General features: G+C 41.4%; 20 protein-coding genes and 2 tRNA genes. 6 read left to right on the forward strand and 16 right to left on the reverse strand.

Annotated elements, in window-relative coordinates; all coding sequences use genetic code 11:
- Positions 1–3: 3 nt before the first annotated feature.
- Positions 4–1,749: an ABC transporter ATP-binding protein gene (locus tag HMPREF9140_RS03330; protein ID WP_004370834.1), complete on the reverse strand. Its 1,746-nt coding sequence runs from the start codon at positions 1,747–1,749 to the stop codon at positions 4–6.
- A 201-nt stretch (positions 1,750–1,950) separates the two neighbouring features.
- Here HMPREF9140_RS03330 and HMPREF9140_RS03335 point away from each other — a divergent pair, with 201 nt between their 5' ends.
- The 5 genes from HMPREF9140_RS03335 (at position 1,951) to HMPREF9140_RS03355 (ending at position 7,322) form a co-directional block, all read left to right on the forward strand.
- Complete coding sequence (locus tag HMPREF9140_RS03335; protein WP_006951752.1) at positions 1,951–4,326, forward strand: TonB-dependent receptor; 2,376 nt, start codon at positions 1,951–1,953, stop codon at positions 4,324–4,326.
- Positions 4,327–4,344: 18 nt separating this feature from the next.
- Positions 4,345–5,526: a hypothetical protein gene (locus HMPREF9140_RS03340; RefSeq protein ID WP_006951753.1), complete on the forward strand. Its 1,182-nt coding sequence runs from the start codon at positions 4,345–4,347 to the stop codon at positions 5,524–5,526.
- Between the two features lie 141 nt (positions 5,527–5,667).
- The gene (locus HMPREF9140_RS03345) at positions 5,668–6,648 is read left to right on the forward strand and encodes a helix-turn-helix domain-containing protein (protein ID WP_006951754.1); all 981 of its coding nucleotides are present in this window, start codon (positions 5,668–5,670) and stop codon (positions 6,646–6,648) included.
- A gap of 91 nt (positions 6,649–6,739) precedes the next feature.
- The gene (locus HMPREF9140_RS03350) at positions 6,740–6,973 is read left to right on the forward strand and encodes a hypothetical protein (RefSeq protein ID WP_004371347.1); all 234 of its coding nucleotides are present in this window, start codon (positions 6,740–6,742) and stop codon (positions 6,971–6,973) included.
- A gap of 22 nt (positions 6,974–6,995) precedes the next feature.
- A complete protein-coding gene (locus HMPREF9140_RS03355) occupies positions 6,996–7,322 on the forward strand; it encodes an RteC domain-containing protein (RefSeq protein WP_004371348.1) in 327 nt (108 codons plus the stop codon).
- Between the two features lie 87 nt (positions 7,323–7,409).
- Here the strand turns inward: HMPREF9140_RS03355 and mobA are convergent, their stop codons facing one another.
- Entirely contained in the window at positions 7,410–7,826 is a 417-nt protein-coding gene (mobA, locus tag HMPREF9140_RS03360; RefSeq protein WP_004371349.1) for a conjugal transfer protein MobA, read from the reverse strand.
- Positions 7,827–8,536: 710 nt separating this feature from the next.
- On the opposite strand from mobA, the gene HMPREF9140_RS03370 reads away from it, so the two are divergent.
- On the forward strand, positions 8,537–8,965 hold the full coding sequence (locus HMPREF9140_RS03370; RefSeq protein WP_006951759.1) for a DUF3408 domain-containing protein: 429 nt from the start codon (positions 8,537–8,539) through the stop codon (positions 8,963–8,965).
- 1,020 nt (positions 8,966–9,985) lie between these two features.
- On the opposite strand, the gene HMPREF9140_RS03375 is transcribed toward HMPREF9140_RS03370, so the two are convergent.
- The 14 genes from HMPREF9140_RS03375 to HMPREF9140_RS03440 form a co-directional block, all read right to left on the reverse strand.
- The gene (locus HMPREF9140_RS03375) at positions 9,986–11,014 is read right to left on the reverse strand and encodes a nucleoid-associated protein (protein WP_006951763.1); all 1,029 of its coding nucleotides are present in this window, start codon (positions 11,012–11,014) and stop codon (positions 9,986–9,988) included.
- Complete coding sequence (locus HMPREF9140_RS03380) at positions 11,014–12,879, reverse strand: DUF3732 domain-containing protein (RefSeq protein WP_006951765.1); 1,866 nt, start codon at positions 12,877–12,879, stop codon at positions 11,014–11,016. The genes HMPREF9140_RS03375 and HMPREF9140_RS03380 overlap by 1 nt, the downstream gene beginning before the upstream one ends.
- Entirely contained in the window at positions 12,876–13,304 is a 429-nt protein-coding gene (locus HMPREF9140_RS03385) for a hypothetical protein (protein WP_006951767.1), read from the reverse strand. Before HMPREF9140_RS03385 ends, HMPREF9140_RS03380 begins: the two co-directional genes overlap by 4 nt.
- Positions 13,304–14,569, reverse strand: a complete 1,266-nt coding sequence (locus HMPREF9140_RS03390; protein WP_006951769.1) for a dsDNA nuclease domain-containing protein — start codon at positions 14,567–14,569, stop codon at positions 13,304–13,306. Before HMPREF9140_RS03390 ends, HMPREF9140_RS03385 begins: the two co-directional genes overlap by 1 nt.
- 38 nt (positions 14,570–14,607) lie before the next feature.
- The gene (locus tag HMPREF9140_RS03395) at positions 14,608–14,820 is read right to left on the reverse strand and encodes a helix-turn-helix transcriptional regulator (RefSeq protein ID WP_026253257.1); all 213 of its coding nucleotides are present in this window, start codon (positions 14,818–14,820) and stop codon (positions 14,608–14,610) included.
- A gap of 344 nt (positions 14,821–15,164) precedes the next feature.
- On the reverse strand, positions 15,165–16,349 hold the full coding sequence (locus HMPREF9140_RS03400; protein WP_006951772.1) for a site-specific integrase: 1,185 nt from the start codon (positions 16,347–16,349) through the stop codon (positions 15,165–15,167).
- A 356-nt stretch (positions 16,350–16,705) separates the two neighbouring features.
- Positions 16,706–16,779: transfer RNA gene (locus HMPREF9140_RS03405), tRNA-Asp, on the reverse strand.
- 30 nt (positions 16,780–16,809) lie between these two features.
- A tRNA-Asp gene (locus HMPREF9140_RS03410) sits at positions 16,810–16,883 on the reverse strand.
- Between the two features lie 113 nt (positions 16,884–16,996).
- On the reverse strand, positions 16,997–17,545 hold the full coding sequence (locus HMPREF9140_RS03415) for a DKNYY domain-containing protein (protein WP_006951773.1): 549 nt from the start codon (positions 17,543–17,545) through the stop codon (positions 16,997–16,999).
- An 85-nt stretch (positions 17,546–17,630) separates the two neighbouring features.
- Positions 17,631–18,074, reverse strand: coding sequence for a ribose 5-phosphate isomerase B (gene rpiB, locus HMPREF9140_RS03420; protein ID WP_006951774.1), 444 nt, complete (start codon positions 18,072–18,074; stop codon positions 17,631–17,633).
- A gap of 54 nt (positions 18,075–18,128) precedes the next feature.
- On the reverse strand, positions 18,129–20,147 hold the full coding sequence (locus HMPREF9140_RS03425) for a transketolase family protein (protein WP_006951775.1): 2,019 nt from the start codon (positions 20,145–20,147) through the stop codon (positions 18,129–18,131).
- Between the two features lie 398 nt (positions 20,148–20,545).
- Positions 20,546–21,451 carry a DUF6261 family protein gene (locus tag HMPREF9140_RS03430; RefSeq protein WP_006951776.1) on the reverse strand — a complete coding sequence of 302 codons (906 nt, stop codon included), beginning with the start codon at positions 21,449–21,451 and terminating at the stop codon, positions 20,546–20,548.
- A gap of 654 nt (positions 21,452–22,105) precedes the next feature.
- Complete coding sequence (locus HMPREF9140_RS03435; protein ID WP_154648551.1) at positions 22,106–24,868, reverse strand: hypothetical protein; 2,763 nt, start codon at positions 24,866–24,868, stop codon at positions 22,106–22,108.
- 31 nt (positions 24,869–24,899) lie between these two features.
- Positions 24,900–25,109: a hypothetical protein gene (locus tag HMPREF9140_RS03440; RefSeq protein ID WP_006951778.1), complete on the reverse strand. Its 210-nt coding sequence runs from the start codon at positions 25,107–25,109 to the stop codon at positions 24,900–24,902.
- Between the last annotated feature and the right edge of the window lie 203 nt (positions 25,110–25,312).

Here is a 25,312-nt window from a genome sequence, read left to right on the forward strand (position 1 = left end):
TGTTTATACCTCCTCCTCTTTCAGTTGCCATTTGCTTACCCGTTCCTGTGTTTCCGTCATATTGCGATATAGTGGGCAGTTGTCCATCAATTCTCCGTGTGTTCCCGTCGCCACAACCTTTCCCTTGTCCATCACGACAATACGTTCCATATCCTGAATGGTGTTGAGACGGTGGGCGATGGTGATGACGGTCTTGTTACGCTGCAATTCATCAAGAGCTTCTTGAATGAGTTTCTCGTTCTCCCCGTCCAAGGCAGCGGTGGCTTCGTCGAGGATGACAATCGGCGAGTCTTTGAGCAACATCCGTGCAATGGAAATGCGCTGTTTCTCTCCGCCGGAGAATTTTACGCCGGCTTCGCCTGCCAAAGTATCGTAACCATTGGGTAACCCCGTAATAAAATCGTGAATGCGTGCACGTCGTGCAGCTGTTTCCACCTCCTCTTGCGTAGCGGAGGGCTTGCCGATACGGATATTGTCCCGAATGCTCGTGTTGAAGAGGAATACCTCTTGTTGCACCATAGAAAAGAAATCGGCAATGTTGTGTTCGGAGAGTTCCGCAAGGTTCTCGCCGCCCAGTCGAACGGTTCCCGACTGCGGTTGCCAGAAACCCATCATCAGGCTTGCCAGTGTGCTTTTGCCTGACCCCGATTCGCCCACAATAGCCGTATGGCTACCCTTGGGAAATTGCAGATTGACATCACACAACGCACAGTCTTTCTTATTCGGGTAGGCAAATGTCACATGCTCGAAACAGACATCGGTCTGCATGGCATCCGTATCCCTGTCTGCCGTATCCTTTGCAGGTACTTCGGTAATCGACTGAACCTTCGCCAACGATTGACCATAGACAATCCTGAAATGCTGGAACGTAGCCAGTTTGGCAAAGGAATATGAGAACAGTCCACCCAATATCAGGGCGAGGATGAAACGTGCTACGGTCAGTTCGCCCGAACTCATCAACCTTAGCCCGACAAGGGTCATTACCACGATACCGCCCTCCAAGAACATCGTGATGAGCGTCATCGGAACAGTAACGCTGAACATGCTCCGCTTCACCCAATGGATATAATCGCGCATACCTCCGAGAACTCGCTCTGTCCGGGTCTCTTCGTGGCTGAATGCTTTAATGATTGGTATTGTAGCCACATATTCCAGAAGGTCTTCCGACATCTTCTGCGTATTTTCCATAAAGTGTCGGAAACTCTTGCCCCAAAACGTTTTAACTGCCATCTGCAAAAGAAATGCCAACGGTAGCAGCGAGATGAGCGACAGTCCCAGCCGCCAGTCCAATACCATAACAATTACCCAAAGCAAAGCAGGGAAAAGCGTTGCCGAGAGGATTTCGGGCAATCCGTGTGCCAGATAAATCTCGATTTGCTCCACGTCGTGGTTGATGATGTTCACCAAGTCACCCACCTTCCGCTCCTGAAAGAAGCCGAGCGGCAGCCGTTGCAAGTGGCTCACGATACGCAACCTCAACCGTGTGAGGGCGTTGTAAGCCGAGCGGTGCGCCCGCCAGATCGACGTTCCGTAAAACACGCCGCGAAGCAGGGCGAACAGCAGCATTGCCGCTCCAACCATCCATATCGCCGTAGAAGTGAGCGTGTCGCTCATCAGTCTGTCCACCGCCCACACCACGAGCAGCAGAGGCAGTGTGCCGAAAACGAGATGCAGTATGACCACCGCATTGGAGAGCAGGCTGCGGCTCTCCCGTTCCTCATCGAGAGGTTTGATTTTTTGTTTATTCATATGTATGTATCGTTTTGATTTTCTAAGATGCAAAAGTACGGAGACGCACAGGGGTAAAATAACCCGAATGAGCATTACACTGCCCGAAAACGATAACTTGACACATATAAAACTCAATAGGGGTATAAGTGTGAATAGTAGGGTTATTTATCTGTTTTATAGGTGGGTAATTTTGCACGGGTTTTCATAAACAGATAAGATATGTCAATCGACTCAATAGTTCATTTATACAAAAGAGTGCTCATCGTCAGCATCCTATTGCTGTGGGCTTATCCGATGTTCGCGCAACAGCATTCCATCGAAATAAAAGTTATTGATGCAGAGAATGGAAACAGTATAGAATTTGCCACTGTGCAATGGAAAGGTCTGAACGATTCTTCGTACAAGAACGGTACAACCACCAACAGAAAAGGAGTGGCGAGACTAAATATCCATGCCCATCAAAAACTTGTACTAAGAGTGAGTTATGTAGGTTATCAGACAATTACCGACACAATTACGGCAAATGAAAAGCGTCATACCCTGAAGTTACGTCCGGAATCGACAGAATTGGCAAATGTGGTCGTCTTTGGAAAAACAAAAGCACAGGTTATCAGAGAGTCGCCCGAAGCGGTTTCAGTGATAAATGCAAAGGAATTGCAAGGTCGTTCCGTTTCTTTAGAAACCATCTTGAACAAGACCATTGGTTTGAAGGTCGGGCAGACAGGTGGATTGGGAAGCAGTTCGAGGATTATCGTTCACGGATTGGAAGGAAACCGCATTCAGATTCTTTGGGATGGTATTCCGATGAATACGTCGGATGGAGCCTTTTCGCTTGATGAGATTCCGATAGATATTATCGAACGGATAGAGGTCTATAAAAGCATTATCCCTGCACGTTTCGGTTGCGATGGCTTGGGTGGTGCCGTCAATATCGTCACGAAGGAGTTCAGTACGGACTATTTGGATGCTTCGTACGAACTGGGTTCTTACCGGACACACAAGGGAAGTGTCTTCTCGCGCAAGAACTTTCCGAAGAGCGGTATTCTGCTCGGTGCGGGAGGTTATTATACATCGGCAAAGAATGATTACTCATTTAGAGTTCCTGAAAGAGAGAACCTATTGGTAAAGCGAGACCACGACCGTTTTCGTTCGTATATGCTGAAAGGAAAAGTCGCTTTCACAAAACTTTGGTTCGATGAGATTAGTACTGAGTTCGGGTATTACAACCGTTTCAATGAGATACAAGGAGTATTGAAGAATATCCAGCACGCCGAAAACAAATCAGGAATGTTTATGCTCGAAAACAAGCTGATGAAAAGCGGGGTACTGAACAACCGCCTTAACTTCGAGTCGCATTTCTCCCTATCACATACAACGAACAATTTTGTGGATACGGCACGGGTGAATCACGATTTCGAGGGAAACATATATCCGAGTCCGAACGGACAGGGAGAAACGGGAGATGTCCCTCACAACTCGAACGACAAAGGTTTGGAAATCAACGAACGCCTCAACCTTGATTACAGATTGTCCACCAATCATAGTCTGAACCTGAACACGCTTATCAACTATGCCCGAAGACAACCGAGCGATGACATTGCGAGTCAGCATGCTGGTTTTGTCATCGGAGGATTTCCAAGCAAAAAGACCAGTGTCGCTTCGGGACTGACTTGGGAGGCGAAACTCTTCGGCAGGAAACTGACGAATATGTTCTCTGCAAAGTATTTCCATCTCCACTCCGAGATAGAGGATTTGACGTCATACGAGATGATTGAGGCTCCGAAAAAAAAGAGCAATACGACATCGCAGATCGGCTGGATAGAGGCAATGAAGTACGAACCGTTCAGAGGCTTTCATCTGAAGGCATCTTACCAACGGGCAATACGCCTCCCCAATTCGCAAGAGTTGTTCGGCGACGGTATCATCACCTTTCCTGCTGCCGGACTGAAACCGGAGAAAAGCCACAACTTCAATCTGGGCTTCTTGATAGATAAAAACGGCGTACTCGGACTGTCGCGATTGCAATTTGAAGTAAATGGCTTTTATATGCAGGTGAGCGATATGATAAAACTGATGAAACAACATATGGCAGCCGGATATGTGAATGCGGAAAAGGTGCATATCAAGGGTATAGAGACCGAGTTGAAACTGGATATAACGCCGACGCTCTATGCCTACGGAAATCTGACTTATCAGGATGTGCGCGATGTCTTGGACTATTTGCCGGGCACTCAAGCCCTCAATCCGACAAAAGGCTTGCGATTGCCGAATATTCCCTACCTATTTGCCAACTTCGGAGCGGAATATCACAGCGACCGATTGTTCAAGAACTGGTATGTCAAGGCATTCTGGGACGGGAAGTTCACGGAAGAGTTCTTCTACTTTTGGGAACTTACCGAATTGCAGAAACGGCGCATTCCTCGCAGTTTCGTCTATGATATAGGTCTGTTACTGACTTATAAAAACAAATATTCCATCGCCTTGGAATGCCACAACCTGATGAACAAAGAAGTGTGGGATCAGTTCCGTCAGCCGTTGGCGGGACGGACGTTTCACCTTAAATTCAGATACGTCTTCTCGAAAGGTATTTTATAATTCTAAACATAAATAAGAATGAGAACAACAACATTGAAGAACATAGCTTTTTCTGCTATGCTGGTCGGCTCCATAGGGCTGACATCTTGCGACAAGAACGACGACCCAAAACCTACGCCCAACGATGTGCTACAGCATTTTGCCTTTGTACATTATGTGGACAAAAGTGCTTATGTCGGCACGTTCGGCGATTTGACTCCTCAAGCAACAGACAACAAGAAAGCATTCGAATTCGGCTTTGGGTGTTATCTATTCGCAAAAGGAAACACGGTACTTGTGCCCGAAGGGAAATTCGGAGATAAGGTACACAAGTTTACAAGAGGAGTGCACGGCGAGCTGCAGAAAGCAGGTACGATGACTTTTGAACAGATGGCGCAACCCGGAGAAATCAACTTCATCGACGAACAGCGGGCATACGTTGCTTTGCACGGAAGGGGCAAGATTGCACTAATCAATACCGCTACGTTGCAAAAGGAGGATGAAATCGACCTCTCGCCTTATGCCGTTCAGGACAATAATCCCGATCCCGGATGCAATGTCATTCGAGACGGAAAGATGTATGTAGCCCTCAACCAGCTCAATTCGCCCCACACCTCCGTACCGGGGACGGGGGCAGAGGTGGCTGTTGTTGACCTTAAAACGAAAAAGACCGAGGTCATCAAGGACAGCCGCACAAGTGTGGTCGGATTGTTTCGTCACTCCGATGCATTCATAGACGAGCGGGGCGACATCTACTTTTACAGTGCCGGCAACAACTTCAACGTTGCCGATAAGGAAGGATTCCTGCGTATCCGCAAGGGAAGCGACCAATGGGATGCTGACTACCTGTTCAACCTGTCGAAAACGACCATCAAGGGAATGGGCAAGACCGGGCAATATATGATAAAGTCTTACTATGCAGGTAACGGCATAGTATATAGTTGTCTGAAAGTAACGGACACTGAATTCGGAATACTCAAGAAAGACTTCCAGCCCGTGAAAATCGACATTTGGAACAAAACCATCGAAAAAATCGATTTGCCGATGACCGACAGTAACGGTTCTTTTGCCATAACCCGCTACAAAGATTTCATCGTCTTTGGTATGACGTGCAATAACGGAACGGGCTACTATACCTACAATACCAAGACGGGCGAATGCTCGCAAACACCCGTTGTTACTGCCGTGGGAGTACCTTCAAGTTTAGTCGCGTTTGAGTAAATCCCATATCGCAAGAGTATTCCCTCAAAAAGGAATACTCTTATTTTTTTATAGAGCATGTGATTCAACAAGGATAAAAGTATAAGGAAATCTTCTTTTTTATCCTTGTTTATTTATAAATTTGCAGAAAGGTATAATGATATGATCATAGAATTTTGTGCAATCAATAAGCCTGAAGATTGGATGGAGATGGTTGCCGAGCAATTTGGCACATCGGTAACGGATAACGGTTTTACCATTCCGCCTTCGGTGGGCAGCGGCTTTTTCAAGCAATACTACCCGTTGCCGTGGCTCACATTGACCTACATCAGTTTTATGGCATACGAACCGATGACAATGGTGCGTCGCTCGGTGGAAAACTCGAAATGGATTCCCGTGATGTTTTATATCAACGAGCATAAACACGAGCAGATTATCGGTACAAGCACGAAAACGGTTGGGGTGGATACACTTGACGGTATCTTTATGCCTTCGAGCAATATCCCTACGGAATGGACTTTCGCGCCTAAACGGCAGTATGAAAACATCACATTGACTTTCAACAAGGATTGGATAGAGCAAATGGATACGGCTCACGAAACCTATATCGGTCGGTTGCTCCTGTCGGACAAGTCTTTTTATCTCTTCGAGACTATCACACCTGCGATGCAACAAGTATTGGATGGCATCAAGGCGATAGCCAAAAGCAATGCGCCTTTCTCTCCCCTCCATCTGCACGGAAAGGCAATAGAACTGCTGACAATATTCCTTGAAAAACTCGAAAAGCGTTCGGAAGTAAAATCTCTTTCCAACTTGAATTTGAACGATGTGGAAGCAGTATTCCGTGTCCGTCGCCGGATTTTACAAAGTTTAAACAACGTACCGAGCATTCCCGAACTGGCACGTGAAGCAGCAATGAGCAGCTCCAAACTGCAAAAATGCTTCAAGCAGGTTATCGGCAAGGCGATTGCCGAGTATGCCCTATCCGAAAAGATGGAATGGGCAAAACGACTGCTTTCCACTCGTCTTTACTCTGTATCCGAAGTAGGCTATAAAATCGGATATGCCAATCTCAGCCACTTCACGGAGGCTTTCCGCAAATATCACAGAATAAAACCCAAGCAATATCTCGACTCTTTGTGAGTTTTATGCAATAGGGATATTACTTGCCGTTTGAGGGTTATTTTGCCCTGAACAATCTTCAGAACTTTGCCTGCAAAAACCATCAGGCAATATGAAAAGACTTATTAAAAACGCATCTTTTGAGATGCTATTCTCTAATAAAAGTACGGAAGCAACCGATGACCTTATCAGAGAAATCATAAAGTTGGGGAATAGTGAAGAAAATCTTGTTTCATTGTTTCGCACATTGAACTTTACTCGATTCCATTTAAGAGGTATGGTTGAAAAAATAGGTATAACAACCGAAATGGGGAAAAAATGTATCGGAACTGCTCTGTGTTATTGACACAGAGTTGCTATTGTTGAGGATGCGAATGCAGGGGCTTCTTCCTGCTTTGCCAGTCAGACCTGCGAAGAAACTCCGTTGGACAGGCAGGGCAACAGACTTGGTCGAACTACTCTATGCACTCGATACCTATGGCTGTATTAACGATGGTGAAATTGGTATAGAAGAATTGGCAGATGCCTTTTCTGAAATCTTGGGTGTAGAAATCAAGAACTGCTACAACGTCTATATGAACATGAAACACCGCAAGGATGACAGTCGCACCTATTTCCTTGATGACCTCCGAGAGAAAATGAACAAACGAATGGTTGAGAGTGACCTGAAAGGCGGAAAATACAAGAAACGATAAATGCATTCAAATGCTTAATCAGGCTTCCCAAAATGAGAGGGAAGCCTGATTTTTGTTCATTAAGGAATAATAATGCACAGTAAAAGGCTATTGCCGATGTTGCCATTTCTCCTGAAACTCACGGGTGAGTTGTACGATTTCACCTCCAATTATTGCCAATTCAAACGTCATTTTCTCCAACTTGGCAAGCATTGCAAAGGCTTTTTTCTCAGTAAAGTTGCTCTTCAAAGCGACAACTGTCTGGTTGTAATTCACTCCGACACTGCGAAATTGTCCGTACAAAGTCGTCAGTTTTTGATAATAGTCAAGCAAGGAACGATCCACTTTTATCACTCGGAAAGTCTCGTTAAAGACCCTTGCCTTGATGAATAGTGACAGACTTGGCACACCGCTTTCCTCTTTCATCGTGAGGAAATGAGCGTATTCCGTCGGCGTGAAATTGACCGAAACACGCTTTTCTGTCTTCTCTTTGGAGCGTGCGCTCCGAATTTTCTTCATTTTCATTTCTTACTTTGGATTTTAGTGTTTCACGGCGTAACCGGCATTCAGAATGTGGCATTCTCTCCTCCAAGAAAAAACGACTTCGGAGTTTTTTCAGCTCTCTGCAAGAGCAAGGGTTTTATGCTGCAAAAACGGAGTCGTGCTGCATAAAACATACCTTGCTATTTGCCCGATGCAAATAAGTCTGTCCATGAAGGACGAAAACGAATCACTCAAAAAAGAGCGCTTTATGTCTCGAAAGCTTCGGCTTACCGCTTGGGTGCAAAATTACTAAGCGTCATGTCTAACTCCATTACCTCATATGAAGCCATAACTATCCAAATTGACGCCACAAGTACGCACTAAAGGAAATCACACTGATTACAGCATCACCGAGCCATATATTTGCACTGTCGAATATGTCGGTGAGGGGGTGCGTCTTCGATAACATCACGTTTCGATGAACGATATAGGCGAGGGTATATACCAAAGAACATATCCTTGATTCTTTCACTCGAACGTGGGAATGTGCGAAAGCAGATACACTCGAACGATTGTATTGATGGACGCTAATTAACATCTCCACAGAAAGGGTATGAACAAAAGGATGTAGCCCTGCTGGTACAAGCCAATTATTGGATATATCTCCGATAACGGATGTATTCATCTCCATCGGTAAATATCTTGGCAACGTAATGAACAGTGAATTGTACGACAATAAAAATTAAGGAAGTATGACAGAGAACCAAAACGGCAAGGTAGATCCCGTTGCCATCCGAGAACTTATTTCACAGGGTATTCCCATGAAAAGAAAAGAGAGTGAGATAGAACACTCTCAATCTGAAGAGCAGAGTGTCGAATCGGAACGTCCAAATGACGAGCCAATGTTAAAGGATTTTTCAAGACACCAAAGAAGAGAAAGGCGAAAGTCCGACAAGGGGGATTATGAGTCGCTTTTCATCTGTCGCAACACTTTGAAAAATCGCAAGACCATCTATATTGCTAAAGAGTTGCAAGACATATTGGCGGAGATAGTCATGTCTATGAGGAATAAAGATATGACCATCGGCATCTATGTGGAGAACATCATCCTGCATCATCTTGAAACCTACAAAGATGAAATCAACAGATTGGCAGAGATGAAGTTCAGGAAGCTGTTGTGAGTCATTTAGTAGCGGCTTTTTGTTACTTTTGAGCCGTCTCAACTCACTGTCAAAAGTAACGAGATGCTTTTTCTTTAGGATTTTTTGGTCACTCAAAGTAAGTATAAGAAAGAAAAGGAACGTTCGGCAAATTTGCCGAACGCTTTACTCTGTCTGTTCTTCTTGAACGGTTATCTATCCCGTTCTTATGTCGGGATAAATCATCTTGTCTGATTTTATGCGGATTCCAGAGGTGAGGGAGTTTGAGTTTCAACTTTTTCTTTTTCCCTGCTTCTCGCATATCCGACATTTTTTTATGCGTCTTTCCGTCGGGTCGGTCGTTTTCGTTTCAGTGGCGTAAAAAGGTAGGGTTTAGGACAAACAAGGTTTTACGGCGAGAATACTACCTGCAATGAAATGGAAGTGTGGAGATTGTCGTCTAAACGGCTTACCGCTCCGACCTTTTTTGTCCGTAGAAGCCCAGAACTACCTTTGCCGCTGACAACGAACAACCGATCCCGACATGATACACGAGCATAAGTGGAGTATGTGCAGGGAGAGAAGCAGGGCGAAAACAAAAAACGCAGTCTCAGGGGACTGCATTTATCATAGAAACGGAATTATTGCTGTCCGGTAAAACTTTTTGGGGGCTATCTGTGTTAGTTAAAATAGACTTAAACTTATTATTTCTTAGAATTATCGGTTATTATAGGTCTTTTCTTGTCAAAATAAGTGCATTTTATAATGCTTACAGTTTGAAATTGAAAACCAAGCCCCTGGATGAGTAAAACGGCTGCAATACCGATGGATAAAGAGATACAGAGCTTTCAGTTTATTTTTACCGGACAGCAATAAAACGGAATACACAGAAAACAAAAAGCCGCCCAACGGACGGTTCATACGATCAAATTGAATATATTATGAGATGTTTGTGAAAAAGAAGAAATGTACAAAAAAGGTTATATATTTGCCTAGCATTCAGGGGCAATAGTCTTATCGTCATACCTTAGATGTGTTCGAAACCTTTGGATACTATGATACTTATCCATAGTATAGTTTAATAAAATTCTTTTTCTTCTCATCATCATATCCTTGTTCAATAAAGGCAGACGCATCTAACACCTTAAGTTCAAAATCTGTCCCTATCTTTATAATGTTTGCCTTTGTTATAGCTTTTCTTTTCGTCGCATTTTGTGTGCATTTAAATATTTCTGGTATTTTTCCTGTTCTATCTTCATATTCCTTTCGACACTCTGGTAATAAGGATGCTACTTCGTCATCTATTGCTAATGATGAAATCAATTCATTTGTATTAATTTCGGCACCATCATCTTGCAACATTTGTGTAATTCTTCGAGACACCTTCGCTAATTTCAAGGATTTTTCAGGATGTTCTTTACTTACCTTTTGCACTATAAAAGAGCAAAAGTTCGCTATGTTTTCTGTATATTGAAAATCGGTGATAATATCCTTAACATATAGGAAGTTATTCGACCAATATCTACCATCTTGACGAATAGTTGATGTTTCCACGATTGAAATCAAGTACCCTTCCTCTGATTTTGTATTAAAAATTAAGCAACCTTTATCCAAGTGTTTTGTACTCAAGCCTAACTGCGGTTTGATGGAATATTCTCCATTTTCATAGGATACGGTTAAAAAGCTATCTTTAGCTTCTGTTTTGAGAAGCATAAGTGCATCAACTGTTTCATTGTTAAGTATGCAACCATCAATGTAAATTACATAAAACTCACCATTAGCAATATTAGGGTGTATGCTTTGATCATAAAGGTGTCTAGCAAGATTGTTAGATTGTTTAACTATATCATCTTTGTCATCAAAAATCTTGTGTACAAATCTATATGACGGATTCATGTCTAAAGACTCTATAGAATCAAACTGACAGAAAATATCAAACTTGAATGTGTTTTTTACTAATGTTGAAATAAATTCAGAAGCAAACGACATATCATCTGCTTTAGAAGAAAATGCTACACCTTCTTCCTTTAACTTATTGCCTACTTTTTGTACTGTGGCTATTGTAGGGACTCCTAATTTTAAGTTTACCATTATTCGTAGATATATTTAGGAATTAAGCCTCCTTGATCAATTTTAGAGAACTTTGCTGTAGTATGGAAATACTCTAAATCCTTCCAATATGATTCATCCGCATGCTCAATTAATATCATCTGAAAACTCCTGTTTTGGTTTCCAATAATCTCTTCCATAAATTCATTGAGCAGACGGAAAGCCTTTATAAGTTGTTTCTTATCGTCATTATCAAGCGTACCCTTATCTGCATAATATGGCATACTTGGCTGATCAATAAATAGAAATGAGCCAACATGTTTGGACCGATGAAACATTATAGACTCATGTAGCCCCAAAAAGAAACACAAATGCAAGAACATATAGTTTGATTTACTTCCAATATTTCGAACAGGATAATCTTCTCCATTTTTTAGCAAAGAGATTCTTCTTTCATCATCATCATAACGCATTGTAGAATCTGGATAAGAATCTACTATGCCATTGCTTGAGTGAAAATATTTATTTATATAACCATTCAATTCCTCTTTTACATCATGGGGCAATAAAGACATATTCTTCAGCTCTATCTTCAAAGACTCAATTAAAGAAATCATATTTTGCTCTGTACTTACCTGATAAGTATCCTCTTTTGGTCTTTTCAAATTTTCTAATCGGTATTTAAGACCTATTGCCCGTTCTAGCCATTTGGGATTTGCTATGGTTTCACGAAGAATCGTTAATTCTTTCAATTTGCTCTCACATACCTTAAGCTTATCTTTTAATTCTTCGTACCTTAAAGCAAAATCATGAGGTAATTTGGGCTTCTCCTTTCTGGACTCCTTGATTTGTACTAGTTGCTTCTCTAACAAATTAAGAAGTTCGAAAGTTTCAGGAGATGTTATGACTTCATCTATGTGCTCCTTTATAAAAGTAATAGGACGCAAACTATCTTGAATCTTTTTTCCTGAGGACTTTTGCTTCTGCATTTCAGCTAGTAAAGAATTATAGATACTTAATTTATTATTTAATTCATACCTCTCTTTTTTAAGCAATTCCAATTTCTTTGTATCCTCATCATTTTTTATCAGCTTATTATAGGCAGCTAAAGTTTCTTTGATATAATGTAGCATTTCATGTGCATTCTCACGAACAAAAAAATTATCTGCAGGAATAAGGTTGAGACTTACAGCGTCATCATAAATAGAAGTGAGACTAGCTTTATATTTTGTCGCATTTTCTTGAGCTATTTGATGTTTTTTCTGATATTGCTCTAAATCCTTTATAGCTTTTTCAATTTTTGCTGTTATCGCCTTTGCATCATGATATTGAATACCATTAACAAGTTCTAATGCATAATCAAGGAAAGCATCATAACTACGATTAATAAAAAATGCCGTATCAAAATAAGTGTTTGCTGATGAAATAATATCCTCTGTTAGATAATTAAATGGCAAAAAATGCCTGAAGGTCATATTGCACTTCCGATTACCAACTTTAGTTTCATGCTGAGGAACATAAAACATCCTTGTCAGAATTGTTCTCATCTCACCCACAGAGTGAGTCTGTATGTATGGCATAGGATATTCCTCTTGCTCCTTCCAATACACATCTTGCGTACCTTGTCCTGAATGAGGTGCCTTCCTCATTAGGATGTAGCTTCTTTCTTCAAGAAATATATTCATTCCATAGAATTCAACATTTTCATTAATAATATTCTCAACTATAGTGGGATTATCTGATAACAGGAGGTAATCAATAATATCAAGTATAGAAGACTTACCTGTGGAAGAGTCTCCTGTAATAACATTAATTTTATTTGGTTCGAACGAGTAGGTTATCGATCTTTCTGTATTTTCTTTAAACCCCTTGAACCACAACTTTATGCTAGCAATATATAGATTCATAATTGTACATTCAATTTGTTATAAATTTCTTTGGAAGATAAGTTACTACACATATCCAATAAAACATGAGCATCTTTAATAATTCTGTCTAATCGCTTAGAACGTAAATTCTCATCAGGAAAAGAATAATCAATTAATTGCACAACATCGTCTGAGATATCAATAACCTTACTTTGCTTGAGAATTACCATAGCATTTATGAAATATGGTCCAAAAGAAGCTAATTTACGAGAAATTAATCCTTGGTTACTAATCAAATCAGAAAGGTCTTCAAAATTCTGGGACTTACGAATAATCGCCCCCAACTGATTATCTATTAGCAAAGTAACCATGATATAAGATATTGGCATATCCATATTCCTTCTTCTGAGAAGATGAACAATACATGCCATAATTATTGCTTCATTATTGTAAACTCTGTTCATTACTTCTTGAATTTATTTTTCCAATCACGATGCCAACCTATCAATGGTAAATCTGGAATTATTTCTGTTGCAGAATTGGAATAATAATAAATACACCCTTCACTTAAAAAATTTCCTAAGGGTGTATCTGCCAATAAAAATTCACACTGTCTCATTGAATCGACAGTATTGCATCCAGCCTCGCACAATTCATTACATGTTGCTTCTGATTTTATTCGACGATGGTTAGAATAGTAATAAGTACGCCATTTTGCATATACATCTTCTGTTAACCTTTTTACATCTTCATGTATTATATCATTATTATTCCAATGTTCTTGAAGATTATTGTTAAAAAATAACCAGTTTTTTGTCAGATCAGCTATTCTGTCTAAATCATCATCTTTTGTGTCGTCAATAGAAATCAGCTGCTTTATAAATAGAAAATCACGAAAGTCTCCACTTAAACTATCAAGACTATAGTCGAACCTAAAATTAAGCTTCTTACGACCAATATCAAGTATGGCATGATATCTATCTCTGAAAACTGAGCCATTATATATTACAGGCTTTCCACTTTCGATATTTTCGATAGAATCATCTCTTAATTTTGTCATAAGTGGTCCATATACCTCATTTATATGTTCAGGAATTATGCCAAAACGAAAACTTATCGTATTTTTGATCTTTTCTTTTAATATATCAGCTGTTCTTGATATTGTAATTCGCTTGCAAAATTCTCCCCAATAAGGCTTATCAAGTAGTTCTGTTATTATGTTTGAAACATCTAGGCCTTTCTTTTTAGAGGTATTAGGTGTTACTATTCCATTTTTCAATCTTTCACTTTCTTTGATAGCGTCAATAGCTGATTTTAGTTTATCATCAGAAAGGGTCTCCTTGTAAGCTTCAATTGCCTTTACAAATGCATTTTCAGAGATCTCTTTATTAGTTATCAATTGGAACGTTGAATTTTCTAAAATATCTGGTTGTTCTTCAATAAACTTCATCCAAATGGAAATAGTTTTCCACAAATCAGTATCTCGATTGCTTAAATTAATCGTTTTTCCTTTTGAACTTTTACGAACACTATGTTTTATTTGATATAGGGTTATACCCTCCTCCGTTTGTGTATCAATATCATCAAGCAACTCAAAGCTAACAGTTGCAGCATCATCGTTTTCTTTTAATAGCATTAACACAAAGTAATTCCACTGATATTCAAAGGCTGCAAAAATATCAGCAGCCGAACGTTTGCTTTGCTCTTTAGATGGTGTTATTACGCTCATATGAATTCAATTACAATAATATCATCTACTATCAGTTTTTAATCTTTGTTGCCACCGTTAATAAGTTGGCGAGGGTTTACGTTCAAAAGTTCTGCAATTCTAACAAGCATATCAAGCGAGGGTTGCATCTTGTTGGAGCACCATCGCGAAACGGTTGCTTCATTTTTACCAACTTGTTCCGCTAGCCATTTTCCTGTTTTACCATTCTCAGCTAACACAACTTTTATCCTGTTGATTTTTTGAAATTCCATACGTTTTAATTTGTCTTTCAATTACAATAACTTGACTTATTTTGCAAAGTTAGTGATAATATATGGAAATACCGCATTGATTCCCAGAAAAATACAGTATAGCATTTATTGTCCCAATGATTTCGCTCGCCCGGCTCCGAAACGACCTCTTCTGAAGCAAACAGCACCTAATTTCTATCTAAGGAAGGATGTGTAGGGAGAGAAACAGAACGAAAACAAAAAACGCAGTCTTCGGAGACTGCATTTCATCTAAAGAACAGAATACACAGAAAACAAAAAGCCACCAAACGGACGGCTTTACAAAAAATTCGTGAGAGAAAATTCTTTTTTCTCATGATATCCCTTTATCTTTGCAATAAATAAAGTGGTTCTTTGAAATGGCAAAATAAGGTGGAGTATAGAAGCTCGCTGGTTTCCTTATCGTTACCTACCTTCATTAATAAACAAGTTAATCTATTGGTTATTTGACGTTTATAAAACCCTCTATGGCGAGCCATATGGAAAGTAAGATTTTTGCCAATACCGCAAATGTCAGCTATTTCCTTTAGATAAGCATTCATTTTTTGATTACTTAATACAGGAAACAGTTTACCATCACGATAAGTCTTATGGCTATATTTAGCTATAATCTGCTTTGGAATATCAAGAAGCAAAATGTTAGATTCTACATTCGTTTTCTGTCTCTTCGTCATAATCCACTGTTTATCGTCCATATTAACTAAATGTTCCGGCGTGAGATTGGCAACATCTATGTATGATAGCCCTGTGAAACATGAGAAAATGAATATATCACGGACAAGAGATAAACGAGGTATCGTAAGTTTTTTATTCACAATTTTGAGAATTTCTTCATCAGCGAGAAATCCTCTGTCGACAAGCTCCAAGTGAAAATGGTAATTAGCAAACGGATCATGGTGCAGCACACCCAATTTCCGACCTAAAATGGTTATTGTCTTAAAAATCTTCATTGTCTTTGTTGCTGTGTTACGACATTGCCCGGCAACTGTTTGAAGATAAAGGTCAAAATCATAGATGACAGTATAAGTTAATTCACACAACTTTATATCTGTCCGACCATATTTCTGCTTCAGGAACTCTGCAAAGTGACGCTTGCATAATTCATACTTTCGCAAAGTAGTAGCAGATACAGAAACTCCTACTTGCTTTCGGAAGTCTTCATTATGCTTCTCGAAAAGAGCCATAAACGTATCTATGTCTCCTTTCTTTCCTAAAAACTCTTCTTTGATTCGTTCCAAACACAAATCATCTGAAAACTCCAAACGGCGGAAGATATTAAGCAACCCATTACTGATATTATCGAGTTGCAAATTCGTCCTCAGGACTTCAGTTGTTCGACCTTTGAGACGTTCTTTGTCAATATCCCAAAGAGACTTCAAAACAGAGATTCCCGTTGAGCCGATCGAGAGACGCTCATTGTTGAGATAGATTCTCAACATCACAGGATTCTTCCCTTCTTTGTTCACGTAATTACTTCTAAGATAGAAGGTTGACTTAAAAATTGACTTCATAAATACTTGTTTTTAATTGTAGCCATAGTATGGATTTTGTGTAGCCAAAACCAAAAAACAGTGTAGCCATTTGTATCCACTGCTATGCTGCAAAGTTCAACATAATTTCCAAATGATGAGCAATTCTTACGTACTCTTGATGTACTCTGTAGCCACTCTTGGCTACAATTTTTGAAATTCAAAAAATTCTGTAGCTGAATTGTAGCCGTTGTGGAGTATTTTGGGATATTTTTGTGTATCTACACATACTCCGAAAAGAAGAAGTGATACAAAACAAAAGTATCATAACTCCTTGAAGTTATGATACTTACGATTTTCTTTAGAAATCTCTGATGCTATTTTCAGAGTATTTAAAGCGGTGCGTACGAGATTCGAACTCGTGACCTCCTGCGTGACAGGCAGGCATTCTAACCAACTGAACTAACGCACCAGATTTTTGTTTAAGCGAAAAGACGTTTTGCGGTACGTACGAGATTCGAACTCGTGACCTCCTGCGTGACAGGCAGGCATTCTAACCAACTGAACTAACGCACCAGATCTTGTTTATGCCGTCTTTTCGGTTTTGCGAATGCAAAGATAAGATAAAATTTATTTCAGAAGAAAGGTCTCTTTAAAATTTTGAATGAAATTACCTTTAAGCAGAGGGGTTATTTAACTCGTTCACCTCGGAAATATGTGTTGAAAGAATCTTCGGCATAACCGTTTCCTAGGACTCTGAATGAAGAGGAAGTTGCGTCTTCAACTTTTCGTCCCATGTAGTAGACATTGAAGCTGTCGCGAGCGTATCCGTCAGTCAATTCTTTGAATGATGAAACATGAGCATCCTCTATGACTCGGCCATTGAAGAGTACTGTGTTCGATGTTTTCAAATAGCCTTCATATCTATCGTCGAAGAAATGATCGTCGAAATCATAAGACGGTTTGTGAGTTACATTGCCCTTCAGCTGAAAGGTGAAGGGGTCGACATAACGTAATATACAACCATCAAGATAAACGTTCCGTCTGTCTTTAGCGTAGCCGTAGCCCAGGATGATGAAGCTGCGTAAATCAACTCCCCGCATGGGTTGTCCGCGATAGAAAACGGTTCTACCATCAACGAAATAATCATCTCTATTTCCTTGTGCGTTTATCTGCGTCGCATAGAGCAGGAACAGAAACGCTGTTGTTATTCTTGCAAATATTTTTCTCTCCATCATGTTATCTGTATTGATTAAGACAATCAATCCAATGAGAAGAGCACATCCGTTTCCATTCGGATGTGCTCCTGGATTGGTAATAAAATTATTTTTCTACCGGAATCTTCTTTGTACGACGTTCGTGTCGGCCTCCTTCAAAGTTCGCTTTGAAGAATTCGTCCATGATTTTTGCCGCCATGTTGTTGTCAATGAATCGACCAGGCATTACAAGTACATTGGCGTCGTTATGTTGTCTTATGAGTTCGGCTATGTCTTTGTTCCAAGCCAATCCGGCACGCACTCCCTGGTGTTTGTTGAGCGTAATTGCCATGCCTTCGCCGCTTCCGCAGATTGCGATTCCTGGATAGACTTCACCTTTTTCGACAGCTTCGGCCAGCGAGTGTGCATAGTCGGGATAATCACAACTGAGGTCACTGTTGCATCCGAAATCTTTATACGGATACTTCTTTTCTTCCAAATATTGAACAACGAACTGTTTCAACGGAAAGCCTGCGTGGTCGCAAGCAATTCCTACTGTTTTTACTTCCATAAGCTTTTCTTGTTTTTGAGGAGTGCAGAACTGACATCTACACTCGGGTTAAACTTATTGTTCTAAAAAAATCTTCACTTGTTTATAAACATTTTCGGCGGTGAAACCCAGTTTCTCATCAAGAACTTTATATGGGGCGGAATAGCCGAATTTGGTCATGCCGTAGACTTTGCCTTTCGAACCTACAAGCCCTTCGAGAGTTACCGGTAGTCCAGCAGTCAACCCAAAGATACGTGTATTACTCGGCAGAACCTTTTCTTGATAATCCTGCGGCTGACAGCGGAACAATCCTTCAGACGGGGCACTAACAACACGAACTTTGATTCCATCTTTTCTTAGCAGTTCGGCTCCACCTATGCAGGTACTTACTTCCGATCCGCTGGCTACAAGAATAATATCGTGGGGTTCGTTCGAACCAGCTACGACATAGGCTCCGCGTCGTACTTGTTCAGCATTATTTTCTTCGGGCAAACTGTTTACATTTTGTCGTGAAAGGATGAGAGCTGTTGGAGTCGACATGTTTTCCATTGCCAATTGCCAGCAAACGGTGGTTTCGGAGCTATCGGCCGGCCGGAACACTCTAACAGAATCTTCGTCATTGTGATTTTTCAGTTTTTCCATTAGGCGTATCTGTGCTTCCTGCTCCACAGGTTCGTGAGTCGGACCGTCTTCGCCTACACGGAAGGCGTCGTGACTCCAAACGAATTTTACTGGAACTTTCATCAGTGCGGCCATTCTGATTGCGGGTTTCATGTAGTCGGAGAAAACGAAGAATGTTCCCATAGCAGAAATGACTCCGCCATGCAACATCATTCCGATGCACATGCAGCCCATTGCTAACTCGCTAACTCCGGCTTGGAAGAATGCTCCGCCGAAATCGTTTCGTGTCAACGAACGAGTGTGTTTCAAGAATCCGTCGGTTTTATCGGAGTTACTTAAATCGGCTGAAGATACTATCATATTCGGAACCTGTTCGGCAAGAAGTTCCAAGCAAGCGGCCGATGCGTTACGTGTTGCAATGTCGCGCTTCTGAACTAATCCACTCCAATCGATTTCGGGAGCTTCAGACGAGAACCATTTCTCGAACTTTTCATTCAGTTCAGGATTATTCTTTGCCCATTCGGCTTCTGCAGCATGCCGAGCAGCAACAATTTTGCGGAGTTCTTCTTTTCGGGTGTTATATAAATCTTGAACCTCCGGGAATATCTGGAAGGGATTATCAGCGTCGCCCCCGAGATTCCGAACCGAATTATTGTAGGCTTCGCCTCCGAGTGGTGCGCCGTGAGTTTTCATGGAGCCTTCGTACGACGAGCCATCGTCTTTCAAAGCTCCTTTCGCCATGATAGTTTTACCGATAATCAGTGTTGGCCTGTCTTTCTCTTTATTTGCATCTGAGAGTGCTTTTCGGATTTCGTCGACATCATTTCCGTTGATGGTTATTACGTTCCATCCCCAGGCACGATATTTCATTGCTGTGTCTTCTTGCATCACGGAATCGCACATTGTTGATAGTTGAACATCGTTAGAATCGTAGAACATTATTAGGTTGTTAAGTCCCAGTGTTCCGGCTAATCGACCAACTTCGGCGCTTATTCCTTCTTGTACGCCGCCATCTGAAATATATGCGTAAATTTTGTGCTGCATCATTGTATTGCCCAGGCGTGCTTCGAGAAATTTCTCGGCTACAGCGGCTCCGGCAGCATAGGCGTGTCCCTGTCCTAACGGTCCGGATGAGTTTTCGATTCCATGAATCAGGTCACGTTCGGGATGTCCTGGTGTTACTGAGCCCCATTGTCGAAATTGTTTGATGTCGTCCATAGAGAATCGCCCCTGTAAGGTCAATGCTGCATAGAGCATGGGTGACATATGTCCGGGGTCGAGATAGAAACGGTCTCTTCCGGCCCATTCCGGCTGGTCGGGGTCGTAGATTAAAAACTCGGAGAAGAGCACATTTATAAAATCGGCTCCTCCCATTGCGCCGCCAGGATGACCAGACTTGGCTTTCTCAACCATAGAGATTGCAAGGATTCTGATATTGTCTGCTGCACGGTTCATTAGATTTTTGTTATTCATACATTAGGTGTTTTTTCTTATTATGATTGCAAATGTACTAAAATTTATCGCCGGCCGGTTTTGTATAAGGTGCAAGATACCGAGTAGAGCGTTAGCTCGCATGTAGGGACAGACCCCGAGGGGTGATTTGCTGTCCGATACGTCTGTTCGCCTCGCCCGACAAGGGCAGGATAATTTCTCTTAAACCGAACACATGTATAAAAACGGTCGACCTGCACGCGTCGTCATGACGGATGCAGGTCTGAATGATTATATAAACGATTTTTTATTTGTTTCCTATGGGTATCGGACAGCAAATCACCCCTCGGGGTCTGTCCCTACATGCGGGCGTTCCGCCCGAGTGGGAGTGTCTGACACTTGTCCGACAAGGAGAGGATAATTTCTCTTAAACCGAACCCTTATACCTGGTCTTCGCCCGGGTCTTCTTCGCGACCGGGTTTCGGGGTGTCGCCGCCGGGCTTCTTGGGGTCTTCGGGTTTCTTGCCATCATCCGGCTTTTTACCATCATCGCCTGGCTTTTTAGGGTCGGAGGGTTTCTTAGGATTATCATCCTCGTTACCCTTTTTCTTTTTGGCTGCTGCTTTCTGCGCCTGACTTTGAGCGTGAGTATCGCGGAAATCAGACGAGATTTTGTTCATTGCATCAACCAGGTCAGAAATCATTCGACGGTCGGCCTCAACGTGCGAAATTAAATAGCTTGCCTGTATGCATTGACAAACAGCGTCGAAAGCGTTGTCGGTGGTCTGGCGAGCTTCTTTCGTGCTGGGCAACTTCAGGAGCAACGAATCGTCGCGCCGACTGCTGGCCAATTGTTCGTATTCCGTATTCAGGTTTATCAATTTGGTTATGGCCTCGTTAAGATTCAGAACTGCTATTTCGCCAGGGAACTTGTCAACATCCTTTTTCATACCAAGGATGTGCATGCTTTCAGACTCGTAGACCTCTGACTGAATGCCGAAATATTTCTTCAGTTTGGCGTAAAGTTTCTCGGCCGCATTGCGGGATACGTTGTTGGGTGCATACCTACTGATGCGAATAATGCCGAAGATGTAGGTAAGAATTTCGTCGCGTTCGCGGTCTTTGGCAATCATTTGTTTTGTGATTTCCGACGCCTGCGCCTCGTTGTTTAACTCGGTTTCCACGTCGATTGCATCCTTCCAGGCCTTGAGCATGTCGGCCGACACGTTTATTTTCAGGAGGTCGACCTTAGCCACCTGGTCGTACTGTGTTTTGTTAAACTTAGCGTGCGTAACATTATTAAACTGCGTTATGTAGTTCGTCTTGATTTTGAATGTTTTGTTCATCTTATTTTATGTTTAGAATTTGAATATCGGAGATTCTCTAGATGCCGTAATAATTTATTTTGTGGCATCCGGAGTCTTTTAGCCCTCGTAATAATTTATTTTGGGACGTCGAGAGTCTTTTAGCCCCCGTAATAATTTATTTTGGGACGTCCAGAGTCTTTTAGCTCTCGTAATAATTTATTTTGGTGCCTCCAGAGTCTTTTAGCTCTCGTAATAATTTATTTTGGTGCCTCCGGAGTCTTTTCGCCCTCGTAATAATTTATTTTGGTACATCCGGATACTTTTAGCTCTCGTAATAATTTATTTTGGGGTCTCCAGAGTCTTTTAGCTCTCATAATAATTTATTTTGGTGCCTCCAGAGTCTTTTAGTCCTCGTAATAATTTATTTTGGTACGTCTGGATACTTTTAGCTCTTGTAATAATTTATTTTGAGGTGCCGGGAGCTAAAAGACTCCCGGCATAAATTATTTTGTATCCACATCAGTTATTTCCTTGGGTAGTTTCCATAGGGACAAACAAATGTCTATCTATAGGTTCATAGTTTGTATTCATATACGAAATATGTTATGCGGACGTTAGCCAGAGTTTGTATGAATGCAGACAGACACTAGGTCTGTTCCTACACCAACTGCTCTAGTATAGAATGATAATTTCTTAATTGCCGGCTACAGGACGTACAGGCAATGCACAAGACCGAATGGTGCCGTTTACTGGACCAACAAATGACCAGGTGAAGACCAAATTGGTACCGGTGTATGGATTCGCCGGTATAGCCAACCAATAGTAACCGTAGTCTATGCTGTTCATTGAACCATTGACGTTAAAGCGGAATCCCGTAATTGGGAAAAATATGGAAGCATTCTTGCTGCTGTTTGTCCAGAAATTATAACCATTATCAAAAGCACCATCAACATTGAATTCTGCTTGCATAAGCGTATTGGTACCATATTTGGTTAAACCGGTAAAGGCATTTGAAGCTGGTATCTTAAAACCAGCGGGCGATGGGTCATAAATGGTTTTTACAACCACATTGTCATTATAACCAATCTCAGTATTGTTGGCAGACCAAGTGTTGTAATAAGTGGAATTATAATGGTCAGTAGAGGTATAATACATTGTACCTGGATTTTGAATAGTCGTGCCAATACTTTGTATACCACTGACTTTTACAAAATTTCCATCCTTGATTTCATCTGTGCTTGGTAATGCGTCTTTACGACCAAACTGGTATAAGGTTATATTCATTTTCTTTATGTTACCAGGATTTTGTGTAATGTTAATAACAGATTCTTTTGGACTTCCACCGTTACCGATTTCTTGTTTTATTTTGATACGGGCCTGTCGGGGTTTGTTATAATTACTGCCCTTCCATCTAAGTATAGCTGCACCCAATATGTTTTTTGAGAAAGCGTATTGTTTACCTTGTTTGTTGGTACAGGTAATGGTGTTGAGTGCATCATTCTGGTCGAACCACAAATGCCAAGACCACATCACAACATTTGAACTGTTCTTTACGGCAATGACGGCATTTCCGTTGCAAATATCGTCTTTGGTCACTTCGAACTGTACGAAACTATTAGCACCACTACCAATGACTGACAGAGAAGAAGATTTTATCAAGTTACTTCGATCCGTCCAAACGATAGATGCCTGTGTGGCAGGATTAGCTGAATTCTGTACATTGATATAAGGGGAGGTGATGGGTTGGTTGTTATGATCGAGAAAAGTATGGAGAATTACATCTTGATTTACACCATTTATCAATTCCATAGTTGCAGGAGCGGCGCTAATATAAGCACTTGTGTTATTGTTACCATTTCTTATGGCATTACCATATACCAATGGAATGCGGTAGTGACCGGGTGCAGAGATAAGATAAGAGTTTGCTGTATTCTCTATTACTGCTCCACCATTGGGATTGGAAAGGTTATAATAATTACCACTACTACCCTTAGGTGTGTTTTCTTTAAGCACCTTGTTATAAGCAGCAAGACGGTCGGAAACATCTTTTTTCAAAGTTACTGTACCAGTCTGGGCAGCTGTCCCTCCATCGCCATTCTCGATGCTGACATTCGTAAACCAAGCGGGTTTGGTTGTACCAAGGTCTACCCAACTGCTGGTTGTCTCGTCGTATTCCTCATAACCTACCACCTTCCATTTCACGGCCTCTTGTATGCCGTCGGGGGCGGTACGATAGCTTGTGATACCATAAGCACTGGTTATGATTTGATCATAGGCGGTTGCTGCGGGATTAGATGTTGTAAGGACATAAGTCCAATCACTGGTATTTTGGCTTAACTTATAGGTTTTGGTTGTACCGGGTTTCCAGCTTCCTTGTAAAGGAACACTGATTGTATTCGGGGCTGTACTACCTGCATGGGTACTTTCGAGAGTAATAACGACGGTTACTCCAGCAAGCTGTTGAGGAATCATATAGAAAGTGTAATTATCATTACCATTACCTGTTAACACTGTGTTGGGATTGCTATTGGTGTTGATTGGTGAAGAGGATAAATCAAGTGTGAAATCTTGGCGGGTAGACAAGCTGGAAGTTTCCCATCCGGCATTTAGTCCCGTACCGTTGAGTTCGCTGGGTAGAATAAACTTACCCTTGCTGTATGCATTCTTGATTTCTACTTTCTTTATTCGCTTGTTCCATGAAAGATTTTGTCCAACAGCAAATTTCACCGCAGTGAGTGCATGACGGAATTTGAGGTTTGTTTCGGGAGCAACTCCGCGGGTTTCATATTTCACTTCACCAGAGCAAGCAGTCATGAGGTCTTTTTGCTTCTTTACATCTTTCTCTACTTCAAATTCCACATAAGGTGTACCAGAGTAAGTAGCGGGTGAAAGAGTTATTTTATTTTCGGTTTTAGCCTCGGGATAAACTGCATAGAAGCGAGCAAAAGGCTTTATCCACGCCCATGGGCGAGGTGTTACTAATGTACCGTTAGGCTGTGTTGGCGCATTGTAAAACCAATCGGGGGTATCTGGAGTGAATCCTGAGACATCGCTGCGATAGCCTAGCGAACTGAAATTTGCATCAATGCTGGTTTTAATATTTGCTCGTGTACCTATAGTTGGCTGCACAGGATTTATTCCTTCTACAGTGGTCTCGATTAGGCAGGCATCTATTCCTCCCCCCTGTACCTCAAGCTTGCGTGTTTTCAAATCCTCCAAGGTTAGACCTTGTTCTTGTAAACGGTTGGATATAACTGCTCGTGTTGCCGACATGGATTGTTGTTGTCTGAGCATTTCTTCCTGCGAGCTAGTCACCTTGAAACTAACGGTAACTCCTTTATCGCCTATTTCTTGATTCTCGACGATATTTTCATCGGAGCACGAAAACATAGATAAGGTTATTGTTCCTACGATAGCTATCGAATGGAACATCTTCTTTAATATTTTTCTTTCCATAATTGACTTGTGTTGTTTATCGTGATTTTTATTATTCTTCTCCATTCCAAATATAATTCTCTTTGGCACCGGTTAGGTTATCATCATCATTATCCTCACTAGGCGGAATAACTTCTGTTCCGCCATGGTTGTCTGGATTCCCAGCAGGACTGCCGGCGAGAAGACTATATTCAATCTCTGTTTCTATTGCCATACACCAGGGTGCAGTGTAGGGGCGTTTCCTGAAATCTGTTTTGTTCATTTTTAATTATTTTTTGAGTAAATATTATTCCATTATTCCTTCCTTACACGGCTAGCAAAAGGGCACGACAAATTGAACAACAATTCTCGCCGGAGTATTGTTGTTTAAAGGATTCGCGTAACTTATACGCGCGCGTATAATAAAGGTAGAAACTAGGCTGTGTGTGTGTGTGTGTGTGTGTGTGTGTGTGTGTGTGTGTGTGT

The organism is Prevotella micans F0438 (assembly GCF_000243035.1).
GTDB lineage: Bacteria > Bacteroidota > Bacteroidia > Bacteroidales > Bacteroidaceae > Prevotella > Prevotella micans.

Excerpts from the sequence above, each read along its gene's own strand:
- HMPREF9140_RS03430 (WP_006951776.1), bottom strand. The coding sequence starts at position 21,451 with ATGAACAAAACATTCAAAATCAAGACGAACTACATAACGCAGTTTAAT.
- HMPREF9140_RS03330 (WP_004370834.1), bottom strand. The coding sequence starts at position 1,749 with ATGAATAAACAAAAAATCAAACCTCTCGATGAGGAACGGGAGAGCCGC.
- HMPREF9140_RS03380 (WP_006951765.1), bottom strand. The coding sequence starts at position 12,879 with ATGAATCTATATATTGCTAGCATAAAGTTGTGGTTCAAGGGGTTTAAA.
- HMPREF9140_RS03390 (WP_006951769.1), bottom strand. The coding sequence starts at position 14,569 with ATGAGCGTAATAACACCATCTAAAGAGCAAAGCAAACGTTCGGCTGCT.
- mobA (WP_004371349.1), bottom strand. The coding sequence starts at position 7,826 with ATGAAAATGAAGAAAATTCGGAGCGCACGCTCCAAAGAGAAGACAGAA.
- HMPREF9140_RS03370 (WP_006951759.1), top strand. The coding sequence starts at position 8,537 with ATGACAGAGAACCAAAACGGCAAGGTAGATCCCGTTGCCATCCGAGAA.
- HMPREF9140_RS03395 (WP_026253257.1), bottom strand. The coding sequence starts at position 14,820 with ATGGAATTTCAAAAAATCAACAGGATAAAAGTTGTGTTAGCTGAGAAT.
- HMPREF9140_RS03340 (WP_006951753.1), top strand. The coding sequence starts at position 4,345 with ATGAGAACAACAACATTGAAGAACATAGCTTTTTCTGCTATGCTGGTC.
- HMPREF9140_RS03400 (WP_006951772.1), bottom strand. The coding sequence starts at position 16,349 with ATGAAGTCAATTTTTAAGTCAACCTTCTATCTTAGAAGTAATTACGTG.
- HMPREF9140_RS03415 (WP_006951773.1), bottom strand. The coding sequence starts at position 17,545 with ATGATGGAGAGAAAAATATTTGCAAGAATAACAACAGCGTTTCTGTTC.
- HMPREF9140_RS03425 (WP_006951775.1), bottom strand. The coding sequence starts at position 20,147 with ATGAATAACAAAAATCTAATGAACCGTGCAGCAGACAATATCAGAATC.
- rpiB (WP_006951774.1), bottom strand. The coding sequence starts at position 18,074 with ATGGAAGTAAAAACAGTAGGAATTGCTTGCGACCACGCAGGCTTTCCG.
- HMPREF9140_RS03375 (WP_006951763.1), bottom strand. The coding sequence starts at position 11,014 with ATGGTAAACTTAAAATTAGGAGTCCCTACAATAGCCACAGTACAAAAA.
- HMPREF9140_RS03435 (WP_154648551.1), bottom strand. The coding sequence starts at position 24,868 with ATGGAAAGAAAAATATTAAAGAAGATGTTCCATTCGATAGCTATCGTA.
- HMPREF9140_RS03335 (WP_006951752.1), top strand. The coding sequence starts at position 1,951 with ATGTCAATCGACTCAATAGTTCATTTATACAAAAGAGTGCTCATCGTC.
- HMPREF9140_RS03345 (WP_006951754.1), top strand. The coding sequence starts at position 5,668 with ATGATCATAGAATTTTGTGCAATCAATAAGCCTGAAGATTGGATGGAG.
- HMPREF9140_RS03440 (WP_006951778.1), bottom strand. The coding sequence starts at position 25,109 with ATGAACAAAACAGATTTCAGGAAACGCCCCTACACTGCACCCTGGTGT.
- HMPREF9140_RS03355 (WP_004371348.1), top strand. The coding sequence starts at position 6,996 with ATGCGAATGCAGGGGCTTCTTCCTGCTTTGCCAGTCAGACCTGCGAAG.
- HMPREF9140_RS03385 (WP_006951767.1), bottom strand. The coding sequence starts at position 13,304 with ATGAACAGAGTTTACAATAATGAAGCAATAATTATGGCATGTATTGTT.
- HMPREF9140_RS03350 (WP_004371347.1), top strand. The coding sequence starts at position 6,740 with ATGAAAAGACTTATTAAAAACGCATCTTTTGAGATGCTATTCTCTAAT.